Below are 20,283 nucleotides of genomic sequence, written 5' to 3' on the forward strand. Positions count from 1 at the left end.
CCGCGCCGGCCTATTCGGCCGCTATGCTCTGCGGCTCGGTCGGATCGGCGTAAAATTGTTCGAAATAGCGGCGGAAGCGCAGGATCGGGCCATCGCCATCGCACAGCAGCGGCTGGACGCGGTGGATCTTGTGCGCCCAGATCGGAATGTCGCCCTCGACCCCGGTCTGCCCGCAGGTGCCCGCGATCTGCGCCTTGATCATCTGTTCCTCGAACGAGCCGGGTTCGACCGGATCATGGGTGAAGCAGAAGCGAAGCTCGACCTCGTCGGCCTCGACCGGGGTCGCCAGCACCTGCAGCGCGAGCGTGTTGAGCGCCATCAGATGGGTGGTCTTCTGCCCGGCGCCGTTCTGCACGGTGCTGACGCCGGACTTGACCAGCTTCTTGCTGCCGTCGGGATAGCTCACCTCACGTTCGCCATGGGCCTCGGAACGGCGGACATGGCCGTCATAACTCGTCTTGCCCTCGGGCACGTGCGCCATGCCGTGGACGAACTCGAAATGGGCGACGTCGACGCCGTTCTCGGCGATCTCTTGGGGGTTGCTCGCGAAGCGCCACTCGCGGCGCGTCTGCGGCGCCCAGCCGGGCTCGGTGAATTCGGGGATCACCATGACGTCGAACATCGGTTCGACCCCGGCCGGATGATACCAGGCCCAGACGACGCCATTGGCTTCGGTCACCGGATAGGGGCGGGCAATCGGGCTGCGCTTGGCGATCGGCGGCATCGCCCGCGCATAGGGTATGCTCGAACAGAAGCCATTGGGCCGGAATGCCCAGGCGTGGAAGGGGCAGCGCAGGCTGTCGCCTTGGACCACACCGCCATGGCCGAGATGCGCGCCGAGATGGGGGCAATAGGCGTCGAGCAGCCCGGCGACCCCCTCCTCGTTGCGGAAGAGCACCAGATCCCGGCCGAAATAATGGAGCGGCCGCACGTCACCGATCGCGAGTTCGTCGGCATAGGCCACGAAATACCATCCGAACGGGATGTCCATCGGGAATCGATTGACCTTGGGCATATGCTCCTCGCCTCCTCCGGGGCCTTGTGACCCGCATCTTTATGAAGGTGATCCTAGCCGGCTTTGCGGACAGGGAAAGTGCATAGGCGGCGACGGACTGTTTCCACCGGACTAATAATCGGCTGTTTCGCCGACGGAAAAGCTAGGCGCCGCCGGGCCGCAATATGTCGGTCATCCACGGGCGAATGAGGGTGCGGCTGATCCTGCTGGTCAGGAAGTCGATGAAGGCGCGGGTGGCCGCAGGCAATATGCCGGGGGAGAAGACGACCCGCACCTCCTTGTCATGGAAGGTCCAGTCGTCGGCCATGGCGACGATGCTGCCGTCGACCAGATCGGTGCGGATCACGCTGATCGGCAAATGGGCGAGGCCAAGGCCGCGCCGCGCGGCCCAGCGGAGAGCGATCCCGCTGTTGCTGGTCCATTTGCCCGAGACCCGCGTCTGGATGCCGCCGTTGAAATGGAACTGGCCGCTGAGGTCGGACAGGCAGTTGTGCCGCCCGAGATCGTCGGGCGAGGTCGGCCATCCATGTTCGGCGACATAATCGGGCGAGGCGCACAGGCAGTAGGACAGATAGCCGAACAGCCGCGCCCTGAGCGAACTGTTCTCCAGCCGGCCATAGCGGACCATCACGTCGAAGCTCTCCGCCACCAGCTCGCTCTCGCGCAGATAGGCGATCACCTCGATCGCGATCTCCGGATGCTGCGCGCTGAACTCGGCCAGCAGAGCGGACATGAAGTCCGATCCGAAGATGTCGCTGAGACCGACGCGGAGGCGCCCGACCGGGTGCGACTGGAACTGCGCCATGCTGCGTTCGAGATCGGCGATGTCGTCGCGCATCGCCTGGCAGCGTTCGTAGAAGATCTCGCCGGCAGCCGTGAGGGACAGCCGCCGTGTGGTGCGGACGATCAGCTGCGTGCCGACGCGCGCCTCCAGCTCGCCGACGATCTTGCTGATGAAGGATTTGGAGACGCCCAGCTGATCGGCGGCCGCAGTGAAACTGCCGGTCGCGACGACCGCCAGAAACTCATCGACACCGCGCCAAGCCGACATGGCCATCCTCCCCCGGCTGCCCGAAGCCTTGTGGCCGAAGGCAGTGTCCGAGGGAAGATGGTTGGTCGCTCGCGGCGGAATGCGAACGGTCTACTCCGCCGCTTGCCGGATGAAGCTTTCCTTGCGCGGCCCGATACGCGAGGCGATGCCCCACAGGGCGCCCGCGTCGACGTCATAGGCGTCGAGCGCATTGCCGCCCAGCATCTGCTGGATGTCGCTTTCGGGCAGGCCGCCGAGGCTGAGGATCATCTTTTCGAGCGTGCTCGGCCAGGTGCCCTCGGGGTGGGGATAGTCGGTGCCCCACAGGATACGGTCGATGCCGATCTTGTAATAGGATTCGGTCGTCTCCTCGTCGGGCAGCGCCGAGCAGCCGACATAGATGTTGCGCTTGAAATAGTCGCTCGGCTTCATGCTCATATTGGCGTTGTAGTCGCCGAGCTTGCCCGAGGTGTGCTTGACCGAGGCCCTTATATCCATGAGCTCGATCATCCAGGGAAACCAGAATTCGCCCCCTGCCTCGGTGAACATCACCTTCAGCTCGGGATATTCCTCGAACACGCCGCCGAAGGTCATCGACCAGAGCGGGCGCGTCATCCAGAAGGCGAATTCGCACAGATAGGTGCCGATCCAGCCGGGCTGGGTCATGTCGTAACCCGGCGTCGCGCCCGAATGGAAATGCAGGGGAAGCTTGTAGTCCTGCAGCAGCTCCCACACCGGATAATATTTGGTGTGGTTGTACATGTCGTATTTGTCGGTGACCGCCGGGAAGAAGACCCCCTTCATGCCGTTTTTCTTAGCCCAGTGGATTTCCTTGATCGTCTCGTCGAGGTCGAACACCGCCGGGATGACGGCGAGGCCCAGGCGGCGATGCGGATCCTCGGCGCAGAACTCGGCCAGCCAGCGGTTGTGCGCGCGCGCACCCGCCCATTGCAGCTCGGGCGTCGAGGCGGCGGGATTCAGGCCGACATCGGCGCCGAAGGGCGGGGCGTTGCGCTCGGTGATACCGTCGGGGAAGAGCACCTCGGCGGCGACACCGTCGGCATCGAGCACGCGGTTGCGGATGGTGCCGTCCCACGCGCCTTCCAGCCCGTCGCCGACCTTGGCGCGCCATTTCGTGTTGAAATCGTCGATCAGGAACAGCTTCTCGCGTTCCTCGCGCGCCTTGATCTCCTTGGCCAGCGCCTCGTCGAACGCGGCATGGTAGCGCGATTCGAGATAGGTCCGGTATTGCTCGGGCGGGAGGCCGACATGGCCGTCGGACGAGATGACGAGATAGCGGTCCATTTCACTCTCCAGATACATAGTCGGCAGCGGGCGCCGCGGATTGCGTCCAACTTGCCTGTCCCCCGGCGCGGGAAAAAGGCGACGGCGGTGAACGATCAGTCGCTCACAGGAAACAGCGGGGTGGTTCTGAGGGCGGACAGGAAGACGATCGCGCAGCTCGATGCGGCAAGGAAGAAGGGCGCTCCCCACCAGAGCTGGTAGCAGGCGACGGCAATGATCGGCGGCAGGGTGATCGAGGCCCCCGCGATCATGCTGACCGCGCCGGCCGCCGCTCCCTGCCGTTCGGCACCCAGAGCAAGCGACAGCAGCGAGGCGAAGCCGGGGCGCGCGAGGCCATAGCCGAAGCTGGCCAGCGCATAGCCCGCGAACAGCGCCCCATGGCCGGTGCCGCCCAGAGCGATGAGGTTGCCAATCGCTACCATCGCCGCGCCCCACTGCAGCATGGCGATCGGCGAAGGCTTCAGGATGTTGACCACCCCCAGCTGGGCCACGAGCCCGCTTGCCGCGCCGATCGATAGGGCGATGCCGATCAGCTTCTGCGCCTCGACGGCGGGCAGCCGGCTGATGTCGATGATCGCGAAGCCCAGCGTATAGGTGTTGATCGCCTGCGCAGAGGCGATGACGAGCCCCTGAAGCAACAGCGCGCGCAGCATCGGATCGCGCCACAGGCCGCTTTGGGGAATCGCGGGTGCCCCGGCGGCGAGAATCGGACGGTCGGCGCGCAGCGCGACGGCGACCAGCATGAGCAGTACGACACCCATCAGCGCGAAGCCGAACATCGGTCCGGCAAGGCCGAAAGGCGGCAGGACCAGGAAGGGGGCGATGGTCGGCCCCACGATCGTGCCGAGGCTGAGCGCTCCTGCGAGCGCCGACAGCGCGCGGACGCGGGCATGGCCCTGGCTATGGTCCGCGACATAGGCCTGCGCCGCCGTGCCCGCCGCCGATCCGAACAGGCCGTAGCTGCAGCGGACCACCGTGAAGGCGAGGAACAACGGCAATGCACTGGCGAGGCCATGGAGGCCGGCGAGAACGACCAGCCCGCATCCTGCCATAGAGGCGATGAAACCACATAGCCCGACGAGCATCATCGGCTTGCGGCCTCGCCGGTCGGACACCCGCGCCCAGAGCGGCGACGTGACTGCCCAGGCGAGCGCCGACAGGGAGAAGATGCAGGCGACCAGCGCATCGGGGATTCTCAGCGCCCGGCCGATCGCAGGCAGCACGGTAACGAGCCCGAGATTGCCGAGCGCGGTGGCAAGCGTCACCGCGAACAGCGTCGAAAAGGCGAGGCGCGACAGCCTGCGTTCCTGCACGATGTCGCGCCTTCCGGTCAGAAGCGGACGCGCGCCTCGACGCCCAGGCTGCGCGGATCCGCCCACTGGCGAACCGCGAAGACGCCGAGGTCGATGCCGCTGTTCCAATATTTGGTGTCGGTGATGTTGCGACCCCAGACGGCGACTTCGAGACTGGTGCCATTGCCGAGGTCGATATCGGTCAGCGCGATGCGCCCGTCCAATGTGCCATAGGCTTTGCGCGTCGCCAGCTGGTTGGGCGCGATCGTCGCCCATTGCATGCTCCGCCACGACCAGTTGCCGGTGAACTCGAGGTTCGGGCCGTTGCCGAGCGGTATGGTGTAGGTGCCGCCGACCAGATAATTCCACTTCGGCGCCAATGGGATCTTGTAGCTGTCGGTGACATCGACACCGCTCGGCAACACGAAGTCGGTATAGCGGGCATCGAGATAGCCGCCGCCGAAATTGAGCACCAACCCGTCGAAGGGGCGGACATTGCCCTCGATCTCGACGCCGGTGAACTTGGCCTTGCCGGCGTTGATGATGTTGGTGGTCACCAGCTCGGGCACGAACACGCCTGCCTGGAAATTCTTGTAGATCGAATGATAGACGGCGAGATTGAAGTTCAGGCGCCGGTCAAAGCCCGAGAATTTGGTGCCCGCTTCGAACGAGAGCAGCTTTTCCGGATCATAAGGCGAATTGAACGCCGCATTGGTCGAGGCGGTGTCGTTGATGCCGCCCGATTTGAAGCCGGTCGCGACGCGACCATAGACCGTCCAGTCCGAACGCAGCTTGTAGACGAGGTTGAACTCGGGATTGAACTGCGACCATTTGTCCGAGCGCTCCAGCGGGATCAGGTCATAGGGGCCGAGGCCACCCGCGCCCGGACGCGCGCCTGCCGCCGGCTGGCCGCTGCGGGTGATGGGGGTCCCGTTGGCCGCGCGCTGGAACACGCCCGAGCCGGCCGCCGCCGGATTGGTGGCATAGGCCGTGTTCGAAAGGAAAAGCTCTTCGGCCTCCTTGCGGTCCTGTGTCCAGCGCAGCCCGACCGACAGGTCGAGCTTGTCCTCGGCGAAGCCGGGGCTCCAGGTCAGCTGGCCGTACCCGGCGATCGACCGGCTGCCGCCGCGGCGATCCGAGAGATCGAACCGATTGCCGCCGAACTGGAAATTCCAGCGCGGGTTGAAGGCATAATAGCGGTCCTTCAGATAGAAGGCGCCGAGCGTGTAGCGGACCTGCTCGCCGGTTCCGATGACCTGAAATTCCTGGCTGAACGCGTGATAGTCGTTGTTCAGGATGAAGCGGACGAGATCGGTCGGCGTCCCGTCGAAGTCGGAGCGGCTGCGCGTCTGCAGCGTGCGCCGCGCGGTGATCGACTTGAGCGTGATAGCGCCAAGTCCGGTATCGCCCAGATCATATTCCAGCGTCAGCGCATGGCCGGTGGTGCGGAAATCGCTCTGGCGTGCGCCGTCGGCGGATACGTCGTTCCGACCGGGGCGGTTCTGGAAGATGCGACCGGTGATGAAGGGACTGGTCGCCGGCAGGCTGCCCGGCGCGCTGATCGCGAGCAGCGCGGGCGTTCCGACCGCGTCGCTGATGTCATAGGCATAGCGGGCGGAGAAATTGTCGCTCGGTTCCCACAATATGTCGATGCGACCGGCGTTCAGGCTCTGCTCGCCGAAATCCTTCTGCGTCGCGGCATTGTGCCAGTAGCCGCCGGTATCGCGGCCCGAATAGCCGAGCTTGACCTTGAAGGTACCGATCGATGGCAGATCGAGCGAGATGCGGCGGCGGAACTCGCCCCAGCTGCCATAGCTCAGATAGACCTGACCGCCGAATTCGCCGGTGGGCGCGCGGGTGATCATGTTGACCGCGCCGCCGATCGTGTTCTTGCCGTAGAGCGTTCCCTGCGGGCCGCGCAGCACTTCGATCCGCTCGAGGTCGACCGTGTCGAAGGCGGCGCCGGTGGACTTCGCTACAGGCACGCCGTCGAGATAGAGGCCGACCGGCTGGTCGCGCGCAAGACTGGTGTCGGCGGCGGGGGCTAGGCCGCGGATCGAGATCAGAGGACTGAAACTGTTGCCCGGCGTCTGGTTGATCTGAATATTGGGGATCAGTGCCTGGGCGTTGTTGAGATTCTGGACGCCGGCGCGGTCGAGCCCTGCGCCGTTCACCGCCGACACCGCGATTGGCACGTCGATCAGGCGTTCTTCACGGCGCTGGGCGGTCACGATGATCTCGCCTTCGTCGAACGACGGGGCGGCGGCGCTCGATCCGGTGGCCTGCGCCTGGGCGGTTCCGGCCAGCATCGTCGAGGCCAGCAGGCCCAGGCAATATCCCTGCAGCTTTTTCATATCTCTCCCTCCCCCAATGTCATTGTCGATGACGATGCATGCGTCCCCGTTGGGGCGGGGCGCCTTTGTGCCTGTGTCGACCGGAAGAGCGCGGTGCGACAATCACCATTTGGGAAGGGCGCGGCAAAGCGCCGATTTTAGCATCGCTCCGACCGTAACGGTGCGCTCCGTCAGGGCGTGACGACCGCCTTCACCTCGGTGAACTCCTCGAAGGCCTGCGATCCCCATTCGCGGCCGTTGCCGGACTGTTTGTAGCCGCCGAAGGGCGCGAGCGGGTGCATCGGCGGATGGTTGATGCGCACCTGCCCGACGCGCAGCCGGCGCGCGATGCGGCGGGCATGGTCGAGGTCCTGGCTGTCGACGAAGCCGGCCAGACCATAGTCGCTGTCATTGGCGATCGCGACCGCCTCGTCTTCGTCGCGATAGGGCAGGATCGACAGGACGGGGCCGAAAATCTCCTCGCGCGCGATCGTCATGTCCGGGCGCACGTCGGCGAACACGGTCGGGCGCACATAATAGCCGGCGTCGAAGCCGTCGGGCCGGCCCTCGCCGCCCGCGACCAGCGCGGCACCTTCTGAAATGCCGATGCCGATCAGATGCTGGACCTTGGCCCACTGCGCCTCGGACACGACCGGACCCATCGCGCCGGGCTGCTCCTCCTGGCCGATTGGGATGGCGGCGGCGGTTTCGGCGGCGATCGCCTTGGCTTCCTCCATGCGGTCTGCGGGGACGAGCATGCGCGTCGGTGCGCTGCAGGTCTGGCCGCTATTGTTCATCACCGCGCGCACGCCGCGCGCGATGGCGAGCGGGAAATCCGCGTCGGGCAGGACGATATTGGCGGACTTGCCGCCCAGTTCCTGATGCACGCGCTTGATCGTCGGCGCCGCCGCCTGCGCGACCGCGATGCCCCCGCGCGTCGATCCGGTAAACGACACCATGTCGACCTGCGGGTGCGACGACAGCGCCGCCCCGGCGGTGGGGCCGTCGCCCTGGATCAGATTGAAGACGCCGGCAGGAACGCCCGCCTCCTCGATGATCTGCGCGATGATTTCGGCGGAATAGGGGGAAATCTCGGACGGTTTCAGCACCATCGTGCAGCCGACCGCCAGCGCCGGCGCCACCTTGGCCGCGATCTGGTTGGCGGGCCAGTTCCACGGCGTGATCAGTCCGCACACCCCGATCGGCTCGCGGCAGAGCGTCAGCCGCCCGTCCTCGCGTTCGAAGCGGAAATGCTCGATCTCTTCATAGGCGGTGCGGAAGTGGATCAGGCCCAGCGGGGCGTGGGCGGCCCTGGCCAGCATGCGGGGCGCGCCCATCTCTGCGCTGATCACGGCGGCGATCTCGTCGAGGCGGCGTTCGTAGATGGCGACGATCGCGCCGAGCAGGTCGCGCCGGTCCTTGCGCGACAGATCGGCAAAGGCATCGAAGGCGCGTCTTGCGGCGCGAACCGCGCGGTCGACATCCTCTGCGCCTGCCGCACCGATCCGGCCGATGCTGCGCTCGGTGCGCGGGTCGAGCACGTCGATCGTCTGGCCTGACAATGCCTCGACCCATTGCCCGTCGATGTAGAAGCGGCCCGACATCACCATGGTTCAAAATCCTTCCGACAGTCGCCGCCATGGCACGCGATTGCTGCCGGGCGGTCAATCACCATCTGGATAGGGCCGGCAGGGCGCCCGCTTCAACGGGCGTCGCCGCGCGGCTCCCTCGGCAGGCCGAGTCCGCGTTCGGCGATGATGTTGCGCTGGATCTGGTTGGTCCCGCCATAGATGGTGTCGGCGCGGCTCGACAGATAGAGGTTGGTCAGCAGCGGGAAGGCATAGCCCGGCTCTTCAGACACCAGAGCCTCCTCGCCGAGGATGTCCATCGCGAGCTCGCCCAGCGCCTGATGCCAATTGGCCCAATAGACCTTCTGCGTCATCGCCTCGCGCGACAGGCTGTGCCCCTCGCCGGCGGACAAGGTGCGCAGCGCGGTGTAGCGCATGATCTTGAGCCCGGCATAGGCACGCGCGATGCGGTCGCGGATGATCGGATCGCGATTGCGGCCGGTCGCCTTCGCCGCCTCCACCACCGCCTCGAACTCGGCGACGAAGCTCATCTGCTGGCCGAGCGTGCCGACACCGCGCTCGAAGGCCAGCAGCCCCATCGCGACCTGCCAGCCATTGCCGATCCCGCCGACGACATTGTCGCGGTGTGTCCGCGCCCCGTCGAAGAAGGTCTCGTTGAACTCGGCCTCGCCGTTCATCTGCCGGATCGGTCGCAGCGTGATGCCGGGCTGGCGGATCGGGAGCAGCAGGAAGGACAGGCCCTTGGGCCCGCGCGACCCTTCTTCGGTCCGGGCGAGGACGAAGATCCAGTCGGCATATTGGGCAAGGCTGGTCCAGATCTTGTGCCCGTCCACGACCCATTCGTCGCCTTCGAGCCGTGCCCGCGTCCGCACATTGCCGAGGTCGGAGCCGGCACCCGGCTCCGAATAGCCCTGCGCCCAATATTCCTCGCCGCGCGCGATCGGCGGCAGGAAGCGGGCCTTCTGCGCGTCCGACCCGAAGTGGATCAGGGTCGGGCCGGCCAGTTCGATGCCGATATGGCTCATCCGGCCGGGGGCGCCCGCGCGGGCATATTCCTCGGCGAAGATCACCTGCTCGGCCAGGCTCGCGCCCCGTCCGCCATGCGCCTTGGGCCAGCCGATCACGCTCCAGCCGGCGGCGGCGAGCGCCTTTTCCCAGGCACGGCGCTCGTCGGCCATCGCGCTGTGGCTCTTCAGGTTGCGGAGCATGGCGAAGGGGCCGTGCATCTGCGTGGCCAGCCAGTCGGCGGCCTCGCGGCGGAATGCTTCCTGTTCGGGCGTGAAGCCGAGGCGCATTATTGGTCCTCCTCGTCGAGACCGAGCATCGTGGCGAGCCGCGCGCGGCTTTCGGCCGGCGTGCCGAACAAAGTCGCGGATCCGCGCGCGCGCTTGAAGAAAAGGTGTGCGTCATGCTCCCAGGTGAAGCCCATGCCGCCATGGAGCTGGATCGTCCCGGCGGCACAGTCCTCGAAGGTCTCGATCGCGGTGAAATGGGCGATGGCGGCGGCGCTTGCCGTCTCGGCGCTCGCTTCGTCATGCGAGGCCGCAGCATAATAGACCGCCGACCGCGCGGCTTCGACCGCGATCATCATGTCGGCCATGCGGTGCTTGAGCGCCTGGAAGCTCCCGATGGGACGGCCGAACTGAATGCGCTGCTGGCTATAGTCGACCGTCGCGGCCAGCGCAGCGTCGGCGCCGCCGACACATTCGGCTGCCAGCGCTACGCGCGCTTCGTCGAGCGCAGTCTCGATTCCGCCAGGGTTCGCCATCGCCTCCACCGGGGTGCGGTCGAAATATACGCGGGCAAGCGGTCGGGTCAGGTCCATGCTCGTCAGCTTCTTGACGTTGAGCCCCTCGGTCGGGACCAGCAGTGCCTGCCCGCCGGCCATCACAACCAGCAGGTCTGCGACATGGCCGAAGGCGACCAGCGCTTCGCCGCTCAGCGCACCGTCCTCAAGGCGCAGCGTGTCGCCATGTGCCACGGCGGCAATGCTGTCGCCGGACGAGATGGCGGCGGCATGGCGCGCGAGTTGTTCGTCGGATCCGCAGTGCCGAAGCGCGGCCAGAGCCGCGCCTATGCTGGTGAGGAAGGGCGAAGGGAAAAGCGCGCGGCCCATCTCCGTCGCCACCAGCGACAGTTCGACCAGACCGAGCCCAGCGCCGCCTTGTTCGGCTGGCAGGACGAGCGAGCCGAGACCAAGCTCTGCCGTAATGGTGCGCCATTGCGCGCGGTCGAAACCGTCGGGATGGTCGATGGTCGCGCGGAGGGACGGGCGGAAATCCGCCATGATGCCGCGTGCGGTCTCGGCGATCATCTCCTGTTCTTGGGTCAGGGCGAATTGCATCAGGCGTGTCCGTTGGAAAAGCGTTCGGCAAGGTCGGTTCGCGCGCGATCGACCGCGTGGGAGGCGCACCAGACGGCGATGGCCGCCGGCAGGCCGGTCAGGATGCACAGCGTCATCGCCAGACGTAGCCCGTCGGCATCGCCTGCACCGATGAGGTCGCTCAGCGCACCGACTACATAGGGGCCGAACACCATCGCGATGAAGGTCGTCACGAAGGTGAACAAGGCAGTCGAGGTTGCGCGGATCGTCGGCGGCAGCATGTTCTGCAGCGCGGTCAGGACGCCGACCGACCAGCCCCCGCCGAGCAGACCCGAGGGGATGGCGACGAGCGTCGCGACTTCGATGCTGGGCGACCAGGTCACGCACAGGATCGCGACGGTTGCGGCAAACAGCGAGAGCCCGGCGAGACGCAGCGGCCAGCGATGATTGCGCTTCACCAGCCGGTCCGACAGCGCGCCGAACAGCAAGGCTCCGACCAGCCCGGCCGGCCCGAAGGCGAGGCCGAAGCGGGCGCTGGCCTCGGCGGCCGGGATGTCGAAACTGCGGGCGAACAGCGCCGGCCCCCACATGCCGAAGGCGTATCCGGAGAAGCTGCCGAAGGCCATGCCGAGATTGGCGAGGACATAGGCGGGCTGGGCCCACAGCGCGCGCAGGACGATCGGCAGGCGAACGGCCGCGGCCGGTGCAAAGCTTCGGGCGGGCTCGCTTACGGTCAGCCGCAGCAGTACCGCCATCACGATGCCGAAGAGGCCGAGCGCCACGAAGGCTGCGCGCCAGCCACCCAGCAGGTGCGCAATCGCCGGGCCGCCGGCATAGCCGCCGAGCTGGCCCAAGAAGATGCCGAGCGCCAATATCCCGAACGCCGATCCGCGCCGCTCGGGCGGGAAGCGGTCGGCGAGCAGCGAATAGGCCGGCGCGACGAAGGAGGCTTCGCCGATGCCGACGCCGACGCGCATCAGGGCGAGGGTCCAGCCGTCCTGGGCCAGGCCCGATAGCAAGGTGAACAGCGACCACAAAGCGCAGCCGACGGCGAGGATGGTGACACGGTGGCGGCGGTCGGCAAGGCGGGCGATCGGGATCGCCGCGACGGTGAACAGCAACGCGAAGGCCGGGCCCATCAAAAGACCGAGAAAGGCGTCCGACAGGCCGAAGCTGGCTTTGATCGGATCGCCCAAGCTGGTGATCAGATAGCGATCGGCATAGCTGAGCGTATAGACCGTGGTGAGCAGCAGCAGCGCATACCATGCCGTGCCGCCCGCCCGCGCCTGCCCCTCCATGCCCGGCCTTTCCATCAGGCGCGCTTCTGGCCGGGCTGCTCGTTCTGTTCGGCGTAGAATTGCTTGTAATAGCGGCGATAGCGGATGATCGGCCCGTCCCCGTCGCAGATGATCGCGTCGTGCAGATAGGCCTGCCGGTCCCAGATGACCTTGTCCTGGTCGAACTGCTTGCAGATGTCGCGGATCAGCGCGCGGGCAAGACCCGCCCCCGGACCCTCGGCCTGACTGCGCGGCTGGGTGAAGGCGAAGCGCGCATGGACGCAGTCACGATCGATCGGTGTGATCGCCGCCACCAGCAGCGTCTCGGAGATGCCCTCGAAGCGGGTATAGGCTTGGCCCGGCCCGTTCTGGCCGTTGACGATCCGCCCGTCGACCTCGCCTGCGGGCGTGCCCATCTTGGCCGACACGATGCCCGAGCGGCGATGGCCGTCCCAGTGGATCTCCGCATCGGGGAAATTGGCGGTGCCGTGGACGAACTGGAAATGGGCACTGTCGACGCCATTCTCGGCCATCGACTGGAGCGGCGCATAGACGTGCCATTCGTGGCGTTGATAGGGGGTCCAGTCCGGATCGCTCGTCTCCGGATAATGGTCGAGTTCCCATTTCGGGGCCTCGCCAAAGGGGTGATACCAGGTCCAGATGAAGCCATTGGCTTCCTCGATGACCCATTGATGCGCGCAGGGGCGCTTTACCTGCGGCGGGATGGCGCGGGCATAGGGGATGTCCTTGACGCTGCCGTCGCCGTCATAGCGCCAGGCGTGGAATGGGCATTCGAGCAGATTGCCGTTCACGCGTCCGCCATAGCCCATATGGGCGCCGAGATGCTTGCAATAGGCGTCGAGCAGCCGCGCCTTGCCGTCTTCGCCGCGCCACAGCGCCAGCTCGCGCCCGAAATAGCGGACGGGCTTGACCTGGCCCGGCGCCAACTCGTCCGAATAGGCGACCGCGAACCAGCCGAGCGGGAAGGGCAGGTCGATGCCGCGCTCGTCGGCGCTGGGCCGGTTGCGGACCTCGGCGACGCGCCACTGCTGCAGCGCCTCGCCCTTCAGTTCGGAAAGCATCTGCCACACCGCGACGGGGGCGGTGCGGGCGTCGGTCGCGGTGGAGGCGGTCTGGCTGTCGGTCATCGGACGCTCCTCAATCGAGTTGGAAGACGCGGCGGGCGTTTTCGTGCAGGAATTTGGGCCAGACATGGTCCTTGAACGGGACCGCATCCATGTCGGTGAAGATGCGCTCCAGGCTCAGGCCCATCGGAAAATAGCCGGCGTAGAGGATCTTGTCGGCGCCGCGCGTGTTGGCGAAATCGATGATCGCCTTCGGGTAGTGCTTCGGCGCGAAGGCGCTCGTCGAATAATAGAGGTTGGGATATTTGAGCATCAGCTTGACCGCCAGCTCCTCCCAGGGCTCCGCCCCGTGGCGCATGACGAACTTGAGCTCGGGGAAGAAGTAGCAGACCTCGTCGACCAGCTCGACATGCTGCGGCGCCATCGGCACGCGCGGCCCGGGTACGCCGACATTGACGAGCACCGGAATGTCGAGCTCGCAGGCGGTGGTGTAGACCGGCCACATCCTTTTGTCGTTGATCGGCACCTGCGGCACGCAGCCACAGGGAAAGACGCTGATGGCCTTGATGCCGACCTCGGCATGGGCGCGGCGGATCGCGCGGATCACGTCGACGCCGCCATTGGGATCGACCGGCATGTCGAAGAAGAAGCGGTCGGCGAAGCGATCGCGCACGATGTCGTTGAGCGGCGACCCCTCGACATAGCCGATGAGCGCCTTGGCGATGCCGAAGCGGTCCATCTCCGAAACCGTCCAGCCGGGCAGGTCGTCGATCCCGTCGGCATTGGGAATGTTGCGGAACATATATTGCGCCGGCATCGAGAATTGCGACAGGCTCTCCTTGTCGCGCAGCAGCGGCTTGAAGAAGTTGAACCAGTCGGAGCGGTCCTCCTTCAGGGGCACGCCCAGCATCGTGTCGATGACCGGAATGTCGCGGGGTCGCATGGGGCCTCTCCTGTTTTCGTTTAGGCGTGGGCGGCGCGGAGCGCGCGCTTGTCGACCTTGCCCAGCGCGTTGCGCGGCAGGCCCTCGGCGGTCGTGAAGATCTCGGTCGGTATCTTGTAGTCGGCGATCCGGCCCGACAGGCTCTGGCGCACCTGGTCGGGATCGACCGTCGCGCCGTCGCGGCCGCGCACGATCGCCACGAGCCGCTCGCCCAGCCGCTCGTGCGGCAGGCCGTAGGCGGCCGCCTCGACGATGTCGGGATGATGCTGCAACGCGGCCTCGACTTCGGCGCAATAGATGTTCTCGCCGCCGCACAGGACCATGTCGGTGAGCCGGTCGAGGATGGTGAGATTGCCGAGGTCGTCGAGCGCGCCGACGTCGCCGGTGTGGAACCATCCGTCGACGATCGCGCGTTCGGTGGCGGCAGTGTCGTTCCAGTATCCGGACATGACCATCGGGCCGCGAACGAGGATCTGGCCGGCACCGCCCACCGGCTGGTCATTGCCATCGGCATCGACGATGCGGACCTCGGCGAGCGGCAGCACGCGTCCCGCCGCGCGGGGATGGGCGAGATAATCGGCGCCGGTGTGCATCGCCACCGCTCCGGCGGTCTCGGTCGATCCGAAGCCGGTGCCGACGATCGCGCGCGGAAAGGCCTCGACCACCGCGTTGAGCAGATTGATCGGCTGGGCCTGGCCGCCGGTCGACACCGACACGAGCGAGTCCAGCGCGGCGCCGAGCCGGGCCTTGGTGTGGACCAGATCCCAGATCATCGCGGGCGAACCCGACACGCTGTTGATCTTCTCGCGCTCGATCAGCCCGACGATGGCCTCGGGTTCCCAGCGGGCGGCGACGACCAGGCGTCCGCCGGATGCGAGGGCCGACAGGAAGGTCGCATGGCACCCGCTGACATGGAACAGCGGGAAGGCGAGCAGGGTCGTCTGCTGTGGGCGGGGGGCGCTTAGCGCATCCGGCCCGAAATGGCGGAGCGCGATGATGGCACCGGCCATCTGCGCGAGCAGCAGCCCGGTGAGCGCTGCGCGGTGCGACAGGGTCGCGCCCTTCGAGCGACCGGTGGTGCCCGATGTGAACAGGATCATCGCCGGTTCGTCGGGGCCGGCGGACGGACGCGGCAGCGCCGGGCCGCCCGCGCCGCCATCGATCTGGGGCACGAGGCAGGGCGTCGCGTCGCCGAGCATCGCGTCTCGGCGTTCGTCGACCAGGGTGAGGCGCGCGCCGACCAGATCTATCGTTGCGAGCATCTCGGAGGCGCTGCCCCGGCTGTTGACCAGCGCCGGTATGGCTCCGACAGCGATGGCGGCGAGGAAGGCGATCATCCAGTCGGGGCTGTTACGCATGGCAATGGCGACCCGGTCGCCTGCTGCGATGCCACGGTCCGAAAGCAGGCGCGCAAGCCGGCCCGCCGCCGCTTCGACGTCGCCGTAAGTCAGCCGCCGGTCGCCATCGACGATGAACTCGCGATCGCGAAAATGCGCGAGATTGTCGAGCAGCACGCCGAGATTGGTCTCGGCGCGCCGGAAGCCGCGCATCGCATGGCTGCCGACGGTGACGTCGATCAGCTCGAAGGGCGCCCCGGCAGATGTCAGCATCTGCACGAGATTATCGTTCGGTTCAGCCAACATCCTCTCCTTGGCCCTGAGGGCTCGATATTAGTTATTTGGACTATAGTCCATAAAAATTGTCAGGTATAATTTTCTGGCCTCGGCGGCAGGGGAGCGCGCTCCGGAAAGGGGGTGCCGGGTGCGATCATCGTCGCCAGCAGGCGCGCCACCACATCGAGCCGGTTTGCCGCCGGATGTGCCTCGTCCATCCGCCAGGCGTGAATGACGCCCATATAGGTCTGGGCGATGATCTCCCCGGCCACGGCGCTGTCGAGATGCGGCGACAGATCGCCACCATGGCGCCCGTCGTCGAGCAGGGCGGTGAAGGCATCGACCACCCGCTGGATGCGCTGCTGGTTGCCCGGCAGCCCCCAGTTTCGCCAGGACATGCTCAGCACCACCCGCCTGCGCGCCGGGGCGCGTCGCAGATAATGGTCGGTCGCGGCGAACAGGCCCGCGATCTTCTCGACCGTGGTCAGATGCGTCGCCCGGCGCCAGCCCTCGATCGCGACGAAGAAGCCGGCATCATTCTCGGCCACCAGCGCGTCGATGATGTCGTTCTTGCTGGGGAAATAGTTGAACAATGTCGCGCGCGCGACGTCGGCGGCAGCGGCGATCTGGTCCATGGTCGCTGCCTGCACGCCGGATTCGGCCATGCAACTGATGCTCGCCTCGAGAATGGCGGTCCGGGTCCGCGCCTTGTTGCGCTCGCGGCGAGACATGTCGGGCGGCAGCGAATCCTCGTCCACAGCCGCCACCGATTTCCGCGCCATTCGTTCCGCTCCGTCAAAACCGATGGCGTGGATAGCATATGTTGGACGATGGTCCATCTTTCGATTGCTGCACCAACGACGGCTCGCTTCCATTAAGCCGCAGTCGGCGCACAGCCGCCGCGTTCCCTGCATAACTTGTGGCGGTGGAATGCTGTTCTCTTCCACCCAAGGGAATGGGTCCACCGCGATGCGGGGGCCGGAGAAGGGGACAGATAATGACCAAGGGATGGAATCCGGCATTTCACGTCATGGGTGCGGTGGTCGCCGCGCTGGCCCTGCCCGCACAGGCGCAGACGACCGGTGGACCGGGTGGCGAGGTGCAGTCATCGCGGGCCGATCTGCTCGGCGAGGGCGACATCATCGTCACCGCGCGCAAGCGCGAGGAGCGTGCGCAGGACATTCCCATCGCGATGTCGGCGTTCAGCGGCGAGTCGCTGGCGGCGCGCGGTCTCGACAAGGTGGACGGCATCGCCACCTTCACCCCCAACCTGACCTTCCAGAACAACCCCAGCTTCGGTGGGGCGAGCTCGTCCGCAGCGATCTACATTCGCGGCATCGGCCAGAAGGAGTTCCTTCCCACCACCGAGCCGGGGGTCGGCGTCTATGTCGACGGCGTCTATGTGGCGCGCTCGGTGGGCGCGCTGCTCGACCTGGTCGATGTCGAGCGGATCGAGGTTCTGCGTGGACCGCAGGGAACGCTGTTCGGGCGCAACACCATTGGCGGCGCGCTGAACCTGACGACCGTCAAGCCGCGCGACCGGCTGGAGGCATCGGCACAGGTCACCACTGGCCGCTATAGCCGCTTCGACGTGAAGGGGATGATCAATGTTCCGCTCGGCGAGACGCTTGCGGCGCGCCTGTCGGTCGGAAGCTTCATCCGCGACGGCTATGTCACCCGCACCTCGGACAAGAAGGATCTGGGCAATGTGAACACCCAGACGGGTCGGCTTCAGCTCCGCTGGACGCCCTCCTCCGATTTCGAGGTGAACATCGCGGTCGAGGGGACCGACGATCGCAGCAACGGCCCGGCGCTGACGCTGTCCGGCATCGATTATCGTTCGGCAGTGTTCAATCCGCAGGGGCTGCCGATGCTGCCGCCCGGCAGCCCGGCCACGCCCGGCTCCTATGTGATCAATCCGCCGTTCGACGCCCCGGTCGACAATTTTGCGTTGCTGAACAACTATATCGCGACCTTCCTTGGCGGTCAGAACTGCCTGGGCTTCAACCCCTACAGCCCGAAGGGCATCGGCGCGGCCTGCTATGGCGATCAATATGTCAGCCGCACGACCGATGCGGGCACCGCGCCGCAATATTCGCGCAACAAGATCTGGGCGGCCAGCGGTACCATCGAATGGAACCTCGGCGCGGCCAAGCTCAAGTCGATCACCGCCTATCGCCATCTGAAGGGCCGCTTCGCGCGCGACGGCGACCATTCGCCGCTGACGATCACCCATTTCTTCGACAGCCTGACCGACGAGCAGTTCAGCCAGGAGGTTCAGCTGACCGGCGACGCCTTCGCCGATCGGGTCAAATATGCGGTCGGCGCCTATTATTTCGACGAGACCGGCAACAATGTGAACATCCTCGATTTCACGCCGGTCAATTTCCAGTCGGGTGGTCGCTTCAAGACGCGCAGCTATGCCGCCTTCGGCCAGGCCACGGTCAAGCTGACCGACAGCCTCGATCTGACCGCCGGGCTTCGCTACACCAAGGACGACAAGAGCTTCCTGCCCGACCAGACGATCTTCGTCGACCGGACGCCCGGCGCGCAGCTGATCGCTGGCAGCCCCAATACGCCGAAGACGCGTGTGCTGCCTTTCGTTCGGGTGAAGCGGAGCGAGGACGACCTGACCCCGATGGTCAATCTCGCCTGGAAGCCGGCCGACCGACTGATGCTCTACGGCTCCTTCTCGCGCGGTTTCAAGAGCGGGGGCTTCGTGCAGCGCGTGTTCCCGCCCCTGGCGGCGACACCCGAATATGGTGCGGAGACGGCCTCGGCGTTCGAGGCGGGCTTCAAGTCCGAGCTGCTCGACCGTCGCCTGACGCTCAACGGCGCCGTATTCCTGACCAAATATAATGACCTGCAGGTCCAGGTCTTCACCGGCGTGGCTCCCGTCACGAAGAATGCCGCGCGGGCGGAGATCAAGGGCGCCGAACTCGAGGCGCGCCTTTCGCCCGGCGGCGGCTTCTTCGTCGAGGCGAGCGCCGGCTATCTCGATCCGGCCTATACCTCGATCGATCCGGCCGCGACCGAGATCACCCGCGCCTCGAAGTTCGAGCGCATCTCCAAATGGACGCTCAGTGCCTCGCTGCTGAAAAGCTTCGAGCTTCCGGGCGGCGGCGAGATCACACCACGCCTCGACTGGTCCTATCGGTCGGGCTTCTTCATGGACGCGCTCAACACGGCAGAGCTCTATCAGGGCGGCTATCATCTGCTGAACGGTTCGGTCGCCTGGGACCTGCCCGGCCGCTCGATCAGCATCGTTGCGGGCGTCACCAACATCACCAGCGAACGCTATACCCAGACCGGAATCTACGGCGCGTCCTTCCGGGTCTACGAGCAGCTCTTCGCGCGTCCGCGCGAATGGTATCTGACCGCGAAGTGGAAGATGTGACGCAGGCGTTGCGCGCCGGCGGGAATCGTGAAACCCTGCCGGCGCTGATTGCAGGAGCATAACCGACCATCTGACGGGGATCGAACCATGCTGGGCATCAATCCGCCTTCACTCGCGGCGCATCGCTATTTCCGCTCGATCGACGTCGACGAGACGCGCGAAAAAGTGTCGAAGGTCTATTGCTCGCATCGTCTCGATCCCATCGGGGGCACGGGCCGCCTGGATGCTTGGCAGAACAGCGTGGCGCTCGACCGGATCAGCGTGGGGATGATGAGCTATGGCGCGGACGTCGAGATCGACCCCGGCTGCCTGGAGGATTTCTATCTGTTGATGCTGCCGGTCGCCGGCAGCGCCACGATTACCTCCGAGGGCAACAGCTTCCGCGCAGACCGGGCGACGGCGACGCTGCTCAACCCCACCGACCCGGTCCGCATGGTCTGGGATCAGGCTTGCACCAAGGCGATGGTGCGGATCGAGCGCGACGCGCTCGAACAGCAGCTGGCGATATTGCTCGACAAGCCGATCCGCGCGCCCGTTCGCTTCGCCACGACGATGCCGATGGAAGGAACCGTCGCGATCTGGTGGCAATATGTCGCCGCGCTGATGGGAGAGCTCGACCGCGCGACGCCGGCGCGCGCTACCACGCGCCAGCTCGAGGCGCTGCTGCTCACCAATCTGCTGGAAACCCAGCCGCACAATTATTCGGAGGCGCTGCAGCGCGGCGGCTGCGCGATCGCGCCGCGCCATGTCCGCCTCGTCGAACGCTATATCGAGGAACATGCCGACGAGCCGATCGACATGGCCCGCCTCGTCGCCGTCAGCGGCGTCAGCAGCCGGACATTGTTCGAAGGCTTTCAGCGCTTCCGCGACATCTCTCCCATGGCCTATCTGCGGCTGACCCGGCTTCGCCGCGTCCATGAGGAACTGACCAGCGCGCCGCTGCCGCTCGGCGTCGCGGATGTCGCCAGCCGCTGGGGCTTTTACGAGCTCGGCCGCTTCGCCGGCCAGTATCGCTCGCTGTTCGGCGAGACCCCGTCCGAGACGCTGCGCCGCCGCGCCAGCTGAAGCCCGTTTCCGGTGC

General features: G+C 66.3%; 15 protein-coding genes. 2 read left to right on the top strand and 13 right to left on the bottom strand.

All coding sequences use genetic code 11. From position 1 onward, the window contains the following. Positions 1-10: 10 nt before the first annotated feature. From G6P88_RS13655 to G6P88_RS13715, 13 genes are all read right to left on the bottom strand, one after another. On the bottom strand, positions 11-991 hold the full coding sequence (locus tag G6P88_RS13655; protein WP_165325192.1) for a Rieske 2Fe-2S domain-containing protein: 981 nt from the start codon (positions 989-991) through the stop codon (positions 11-13). A 166-nt stretch (positions 992-1,157) separates the two neighbouring features. Beyond that, a complete protein-coding gene (locus G6P88_RS13660; RefSeq protein WP_165323658.1) occupies positions 1,158-2,066 on the bottom strand; it encodes a LysR family transcriptional regulator in 909 nt (302 codons plus the stop codon). A gap of 90 nt (positions 2,067-2,156) precedes the next feature. Then, on the bottom strand, positions 2,157-3,350 hold the full coding sequence (locus tag G6P88_RS13665; RefSeq protein WP_165323659.1) for an amidohydrolase family protein: 1,194 nt from the start codon (positions 3,348-3,350) through the stop codon (positions 2,157-2,159). 95 nt (positions 3,351-3,445) lie between these two features. Then, positions 3,446-4,663, bottom strand: a complete 1,218-nt coding sequence (locus G6P88_RS13670) for an MFS transporter (RefSeq protein WP_165323660.1) — start codon at positions 4,661-4,663, stop codon at positions 3,446-3,448. Between the two features lie 17 nt (positions 4,664-4,680). Beyond that, the gene (locus G6P88_RS13675) at positions 4,681-6,996 is read right to left on the bottom strand and encodes a TonB-dependent receptor (RefSeq protein ID WP_226946564.1); all 2,316 of its coding nucleotides are present in this window, start codon (positions 6,994-6,996) and stop codon (positions 4,681-4,683) included. 170 nt (positions 6,997-7,166) lie between these two features. Further along, entirely contained in the window at positions 7,167-8,585 is a 1,419-nt protein-coding gene (locus G6P88_RS13680; RefSeq protein ID WP_165323661.1) for an aldehyde dehydrogenase family protein, read from the bottom strand. A gap of 92 nt (positions 8,586-8,677) precedes the next feature. Beyond that, positions 8,678-9,859 (bottom strand): acyl-CoA dehydrogenase family protein, encoded by a 1,182-nt coding sequence (locus G6P88_RS13685; RefSeq protein WP_165323662.1) that lies wholly within the window; start codon positions 9,857-9,859, stop codon positions 8,678-8,680. Further along, positions 9,859-10,908: an acyl-CoA dehydrogenase family protein gene (locus tag G6P88_RS13690; protein ID WP_165323663.1), complete on the bottom strand. Its 1,050-nt coding sequence runs from the start codon at positions 10,906-10,908 to the stop codon at positions 9,859-9,861. The genes G6P88_RS13685 and G6P88_RS13690 overlap by 1 nt, the downstream gene beginning before the upstream one ends. Next, complete coding sequence (locus tag G6P88_RS13695) at positions 10,908-12,200, bottom strand: spinster family MFS transporter (protein WP_165323664.1); 1,293 nt, start codon at positions 12,198-12,200, stop codon at positions 10,908-10,910. The genes G6P88_RS13690 and G6P88_RS13695 overlap by 1 nt, the downstream gene beginning before the upstream one ends. After that, positions 12,200-13,312, bottom strand: coding sequence for a Rieske 2Fe-2S domain-containing protein (locus tag G6P88_RS13700; protein ID WP_165323665.1), 1,113 nt, complete (start codon positions 13,310-13,312; stop codon positions 12,200-12,202). The genes G6P88_RS13695 and G6P88_RS13700 overlap by 1 nt, the downstream gene beginning before the upstream one ends. Before the next feature lie 10 nt (positions 13,313-13,322). Further along, on the bottom strand, positions 13,323-14,192 hold the full coding sequence (locus G6P88_RS13705; protein ID WP_165323666.1) for an amidohydrolase family protein: 870 nt from the start codon (positions 14,190-14,192) through the stop codon (positions 13,323-13,325). Positions 14,193-14,212: 20 nt separating this feature from the next. Further along, on the bottom strand, positions 14,213-15,835 hold the full coding sequence (locus tag G6P88_RS13710; RefSeq protein WP_165323667.1) for a class I adenylate-forming enzyme family protein: 1,623 nt from the start codon (positions 15,833-15,835) through the stop codon (positions 14,213-14,215). 59 nt (positions 15,836-15,894) lie between these two features. Further along, positions 15,895-16,587: a TetR/AcrR family transcriptional regulator gene (locus tag G6P88_RS13715; RefSeq protein WP_165323668.1), complete on the bottom strand. Its 693-nt coding sequence runs from the start codon at positions 16,585-16,587 to the stop codon at positions 15,895-15,897. 215 nt (positions 16,588-16,802) lie between these two features. On the opposite strand from G6P88_RS13715, the gene G6P88_RS13720 reads away from it, so the two are divergent. After that, positions 16,803-19,202 carry a TonB-dependent receptor gene (locus G6P88_RS13720; protein ID WP_165323669.1) on the top strand — a complete coding sequence of 800 codons (2,400 nt, stop codon included), beginning with the start codon at positions 16,803-16,805 and terminating at the stop codon, positions 19,200-19,202. A gap of 87 nt (positions 19,203-19,289) precedes the next feature. Further along, a complete protein-coding gene (locus G6P88_RS13725) occupies positions 19,290-20,267 on the top strand; it encodes an AraC family transcriptional regulator (protein WP_165323670.1) in 978 nt (325 codons plus the stop codon). The last annotated feature ends 16 nt before the right edge of the window (positions 20,268-20,283 follow it).

The sequence above is a fragment of the Rhizorhabdus phycosphaerae genome (assembly GCF_011044255.1).
Classification (GTDB): domain Bacteria; phylum Pseudomonadota; class Alphaproteobacteria; order Sphingomonadales; family Sphingomonadaceae; genus Rhizorhabdus; species Rhizorhabdus phycosphaerae.